3 protein-coding genes are annotated in these 6,000 nt (G+C 40.1%); 2 read left to right on the top strand and 1 reads right to left on the bottom strand.

Going from position 1 to position 6,000, the window contains the following annotated elements:
* Positions 1 to 119: 119 nt before the first annotated feature.
* Together H6W52_RS18655 and H6W52_RS18650 are read left to right on the top strand one after the other, a co-directional pair.
* The gene (locus H6W52_RS18655; protein ID WP_116099694.1) at positions 120 to 2,105 is read left to right on the top strand and encodes a lectin-like domain-containing protein; all 1,986 of its coding nucleotides are present in this window, start codon (positions 120 to 122) and stop codon (positions 2,103 to 2,105) included.
* A 37-nt stretch (positions 2,106 to 2,142) separates the two neighbouring features.
* Positions 2,143 to 4,728: a fibronectin type III domain-containing protein gene (locus H6W52_RS18650; protein ID WP_116099695.1), complete on the top strand. Its 2,586-nt coding sequence runs from the start codon at positions 2,143 to 2,145 to the stop codon at positions 4,726 to 4,728.
* 73 nt (positions 4,729 to 4,801) lie between these two features.
* On the opposite strand, the gene H6W52_RS18645 is transcribed toward H6W52_RS18650, so the two are convergent.
* A complete protein-coding gene (locus tag H6W52_RS18645; RefSeq protein WP_241277947.1) occupies positions 4,802 to 5,968 on the bottom strand; it encodes a cytochrome-c peroxidase in 1,167 nt (388 codons plus the stop codon).
* Positions 5,969 to 6,000: the final 32 nt, after the last annotated feature.

The following is a 6,000-nucleotide window of genomic DNA, read 5'->3' as shown; positions in this document are numbered from 1 at the left end:
GAAGAGTTTAACAATCAAAACAAAATTTATCAAAATGTAGCTTAACTTATACTGGAATTTTTATTTGCATATCCATATCTCTGTAATGATTATTCACAGATTATATAAACTTTTAACGCATGAAACAAAGCTATTCTTTTTTGTTATTTACTATTTTATCTTCTTTCTCTAATCTTCTCTTTTCACAGACTTATCAACTTACAGGAAATCCGGTTAATACTACCGGATGGACAATGGTAGCTCCGACTTCTGTAAATACAGATTTCATCCAGTTAACTCCCGACACCAATAACCAATCTGGCTCTATTAGATTAAATCAGCCCATTAATCTGAAATATTGCGACAAATGGAGAATAGAATTTGATTTCAGAATGGATTCTAACCAGACCGCAAATGGAGACGGTATCGCTTTCTGGTATCTCGCTAATCCCCCGGTTGCCAGCGTATTAGGTTCCGGTCTTGGTGTCTCTCAGAATGCCGTGGGATTTGTGGTAGGATTTGATACCTATAATAATACCACCACTGCCGTAATGAGCAAAGTTCACGTTGGCTACGGACAGATTGTTAACACAACAGACACCAACAATGTTGAATTTTTCAATGTTCCGGGAAGTTCTTTTCATTCTCCGGATATGAATACTACACTTCCGTTTCAGGGATCTGCTTATAAACACGTAGAAGTAACCGCACAGGTAGATCCGGCAGCTCCGGCAAACTGGATTGTGAAAATTACCATCAACGGAAACCTCATCTGTAACCAGTCTTTTGCTCCTTCCGGAACTGCTGCGGCAATGACGGTCGGATATTTTGGTTTTTCTGCTTCTACAGGCGGAAACAGATCCAGACATTCCATTAAAAACGTAAAGGTTTATGTAGACAAAATTCCTTTATTACAGGGAGCCATTACAAAAAATATATGTCCGGATGTTACTGGAATGGCAACCGTGGATTTAACTTCTTTAAATTCTCAGCTTACTACAAACCCGAATAATTATACCTTCGCCTATTATACCGGAGGTTCTCCTATCACCAATCCTACCAATTTTCAATACAGTGCAGATACCAATGTATCGGTGGTAATTAAAGATCCTTCACAGGTTCTTTGCGATAACAACGATGCTACGATTGCTTTAAAAGTTGCTCCTACCGTTACCACCAACGATGCATCTTTAAGAACCTGTTTTCTGGAAAACAATCCGGCAACAGGGTTATTCAATTTAACAACTGCTTCAGTCATCAACACATCTGGTGTTATTAAAAATTACTATCCGTCTTTAACCGACGCTGAAAATCAGACCAATGAAATTTCAGATCCTGTAAATTATATTGCGCCAAACGGAGTTGTATTCATCAGAGTAAGCAATTCTTTCGGCTGTTATGACATCGCAAAGGTGACTCTTGAAGTCATTCCGCCTGTATTTTCCAATGTTCTGGAAGATAAAATTATTTGCATGGAAGATAAAACAAACTTGGATGCAGGTCCCGGATTCACAGGCTATTTATGGAGTACAGGAGCAACCACCCAATCCATCAGTAATGTGGGTGTGGGAACATATTGGGTAAAACTTAAAACAGGACAGTGCGTGGCATTGCAGGAAGTAAAAGTATATGCATCGGAACAGCCCGTGATTTCCAGTATTGATATTAATAATAATGAAGTTACGGTTCATGCAATCGGTGGTACGATTCCTTATCAGTATTCATTAGACGGAATCAAATGGCAGGATTCTAACGAGTTTAAAAATATACCGAGAGGCGACATTAAAATTTTTGTAAAAGATGCTTATGACTGCGATCCTGTTACCGTAAGTGTATTGGTTCCTAATCTGATTAATGTTATTACGCCTAACGGAGACGGAATAAATGATTTTATTGATTATTCTGCACTCGCCGGAAAACAAAATCTTGTTTTCAATATTTTCGACAGATACGGTGCGCAGATTCATAAGGCCGACAAATCCAATAAATATAAATGGGACGGAACCGCAAACGGAAGAAAAATATCTACCGGAAACTACTGGTATTCCGTGTGGTGGAATGAAAATGATAAGAAAAATACTCCTGTAAAATATTCAGGATGGATTCTTGTAAAAAACCGTGACTAAACAATTTCAAACAAATAATACCTTATAATTTTTTAGCATGAATTTAAAATTACTTTCAAGAGCAATGTATATGGGAGCTGTCTTGGCAGCTTCTAATGCAGCAGCTCAAAATTTCCAGCCAATGCTTATTTCATCGGGGTTTAATTCCGATGTTATTGCAAACGGAGTCGGATCTTCCGCAGTAACTACCTCAACCGATGTAGACGGCGTTTCATTCGCTTTTGTATCAAGAGATTTTCAGCTTACCTCTTCCAGCACTCCGCTTACTTATGGTTTACCGAGTGACGGCATCGTAAACAGTGTAGTTTCCACAACCCCGGGATTATCCTATAAACTAGCCAGTTACAGTGCAAACAACTCCTTGAAGCTGGCTAACCAGAACGACTCCGGAACAATAACCTTTTCAACGCCGATAGCAGCATTTAAATTATATATGCTTGCAACCAGCGGAAGCGGTGCTTCTACCGTTACGGTAACCGTTAATTTTACAGATAATACCTCACAAACCTTTACAGGAGTTGCCGTTTCAGACTGGTATAACGGAACCGGATTCGCAATACAGGGGTTCGGAAGAATCAACAGAACAAACGACACCCTGGAATCAGGAAGCGGAACCAATCCGAGATTGTACCAGACATTGCTGACGTTAGATGCTGCCAATCAGACAAAGCCCATCCAAAGCATTACAATTACCAAAACATCAACCGCACAGGGTTATACCAATATTTTTGCCTTTTCAGCAGATGCTTATTCCACTTGTGCGCCTCCTACATTGAATGCGGTGGGAACTCTTACGGCAAATTCCGCAGCGGTTTCATGGACACCTGCAACGGGAACGACGGCAACCACGTATGATATTTATTACAGCACAACCAATATACCTCCGGCTGCGGCAGCAACGCCTAATCTTCCGGGAGTTTCGGGAACCTCAACTACAATTCCGGGTTTAAATCCTAATACCACCTATTATTATTGGGTAAGAGCAAACTGCAGCGGTGCAGCAAGTCAGAGCGCGTGGTCTTTTTCAGGTACATTCAAAACATTATGCGGAGCCATGACTTCCATGTTTGAAGATTTTGAGTCTTATGCCACAGGAAATATCGTACCGGATTGCTGGGCAAGAATTATTGATACGAACGGAAGCCAGACAATCACCTCTACAACACCGGCTTCGGGCGTAAGAAATATTTACCAGTACAGCTCAACAACTCAAAATCCAACAACCGTTGTTCTTCCTCAGTTCAGCAATATCAATGCAGGAACACATTGGTTAAGATTAAAAGCAAGAGTAAGCACAGCGACAGGAACGCTGAATGTAGGATACGTTACGGATCCGGCAAACAGCTCAACATTTGTATTGTTACAGGCTTTAAGCATCAGCAACACTACTTACAGTTCAACAAGCGAATATTCAGTAATTGTTCCTTCTTCAGTTCCTTCCAACGCGAGACTGGCAATCAGAAATACAGCAGACGGAAAATCTTATTATTACGATGATGTCTACTGGGAACCTCTTCCGTCATGTTTTGCTCCTTCTGCATTAACTTCGTCTAATGTTTTGGCAAACAGTGCAGGAATTTCCTGGACGGCTCCGGCTTCTGCTCCGGCAGGAGGATATGAATATTATTATTCTACAAACACCACGGCACCAACTGCTGCAACCACAGCTTCTGGAAGCAGTACAGCCACTTCAACAACCATCAACGGACTTTCTCCGGCTACAACTTACAACATCTGGATAAGATCTGCATGCAGCAGTTCAAATAAAAGTACCTGGTGGGGACCTATTTCGGTTACAACTGCATGTGCCACATTATCTGCGCCGTTTTCTCAGACTTTTGATAATGCAACCTTACCGAATTGCTGGACGAATACCAATCCGGGAAGTACAACAGCGAATCTTTTATGGAAATTTTCAGGAAGCGCCGATTATGGAGCCAACCTTGCCAATAATGGAAGAGCTGCAGGAACTTATGCGTGGGTAGACGCGAGTTCTCCGTACAGCGGAGCGGGAGCCAATACAGTACAACTGGTCACCCCTTCAATAAATTTAACAGGATTAACATCTCCTTATATTTCTTTTGAATGGTTTAAAAATCATTCTACCTCTACAAGTACTACAGTGAGTCCTTCAACCTATGATAACAACAAACTTACAGTAGAAGTAAACAGCGGAAGCGGATGGGTTTCTCTATGGAGCGATACCTCCAATTCTAACCAATGGAGACCTGTAGGAATTCCTTTGCCTTCATCTTATATCGGGACAACCATTCAGGTAAGATTTACAGTAGATAAAAATGTAAATGGCAACGGTTATTTTTATGATGATGTTTTACTGGACAATGTTGAGGTAAAACAGAATCCTGTTTTGGCTACAGGCGAAGTTTCAGCGGCTAAAAATACAGTTAAAGTATATCCGAATCCTTTCAAAGATACCGTAAGCATTTCAGATATTGAAAAAGTAAAATCCTTGAGCATCAGCGATGTTTCGGGAAGAATAATTAAAACTGTTGAAAATCCTTCAAAAGAAATTAATGTAAGCACATTAAATTCAGGATTATACTTATTCATTATCCGATTGAAAGACGGTTCTCAGTATACCGTAAAAGCAATAAAAAATTAATTATTAATATTTACATTCGCAGAGGTATGTAAAAATGCATCTGCTTCCAGAACCTTCGGAATTTCCGGAGGTTTTATTTTGGAAGTTCAGGCAGTGTTATTTTTTCCGTTTTGGAGGATAAAGTTTTTAAAAATGCTTCCAGCTGTGCAATTTCTTCATCCGACAGTTCAAGCATTCTCACCATTCCGGATTTTTGAGAATGTAAAGTAATTCCTTCATAAACGGTAGATCTTTTCTGAGAATATTCGGGATTTCCTTTGCTGTAAAATTCAATTACTTCCTTTAAGCTTGTCATGGATCCGTTGTGCAAATAAGGTGAAGTTTTAGAAATCTCCCTTAAACCCGGAACCCGAAATTTTCCTGCATCATCCGCAACTTTTGTCACTGCATACCTTCCAAGATCCTCTCCTTTTTCGCCCAGTAAAGAAGTTCCAACATTTTCAAACCTGTTATTCGAAAAATATCCCGAATTGTGGCAGTTGATACACTGCGCTTTTGTTCTGAAAAGATGAAGCCCCATCAATTCATCATTGGTATATACTTCCGGCTTTCCGTCGATAAACACATCAAACTTACTTGGAGAACTTTTTATCGTTCTTTCAAACGTGGCAATGGCTTTGGAAATGCGGTCTTTGGTAACAGTTTTATCGCCAAAAGCTTTTTCGAATAAAATCTCATAGCCTTTTATTTTTGCAATTTTTCCTGCCGCAATATCAATATGTTCACTCATTTCTCTCTGATCCTGAATCGGCATCTGCGACTGTTCTTCCAGAGATTTTGCTCTTCCGTCCCAAAATAGAGATTTTGCAAAGGCGGCATTCAGAATGGTCATTGCGTTTCGGGTTCCGAGCTGTCTGTCGTGCCCGAAAGAAACCGTTCTGCTGTCGCCCCATCCCAATTCCGGATCATGACAGGAAGCACACGCAATCTGATTGGATTTTGAAAGTCTGGGATCGAAAAAAAGCGTTTTTCCCAAGAGTTCTTTTTCGGAAGAATAGGGATTATCTTTTGGAAATTCCACCTCCGGCAAATGTCCGATTTCCACAAAAGTTGGGGCAGATTCGGGATCAAGAACAGGTTTTGGCCATTGTGAAGAATCGCCTGAAGAATATAGTTTTCTCAGATTATCCAAGAACGTATTTTTCTGATTGATTTCTTTTTGAACCTTACTGTTTAAGCAGTTGTTTAAAAGCGAAACCAAAAGAAATAAGATCAAAATCCAACTTAAACTATTCTTCACGATTATCGGGAGTTTTAGCAAAAATAGGATAT

This window comes from Chryseobacterium sp. C2(2020) (genome assembly GCF_014218915.1).
GTDB lineage: Bacteria > Bacteroidota > Bacteroidia > Flavobacteriales > Weeksellaceae > Chryseobacterium > Chryseobacterium mucoviscidosis.
This window is presented reverse-complemented; position numbering and strand designations above follow the sequence as displayed.

What these genes read in the sequence shown, in the direction of transcription:
- H6W52_RS18650 (WP_116099695.1), top strand. Translation starts at nt 2,143, where the DNA reads ATGAATTTAAAATTACTTTCAAGAGCAATGTATATGGGAGCTGTCTTG.
- H6W52_RS18655 (WP_116099694.1), top strand. Translation starts at nt 120, where the DNA reads ATGAAACAAAGCTATTCTTTTTTGTTATTTACTATTTTATCTTCTTTC.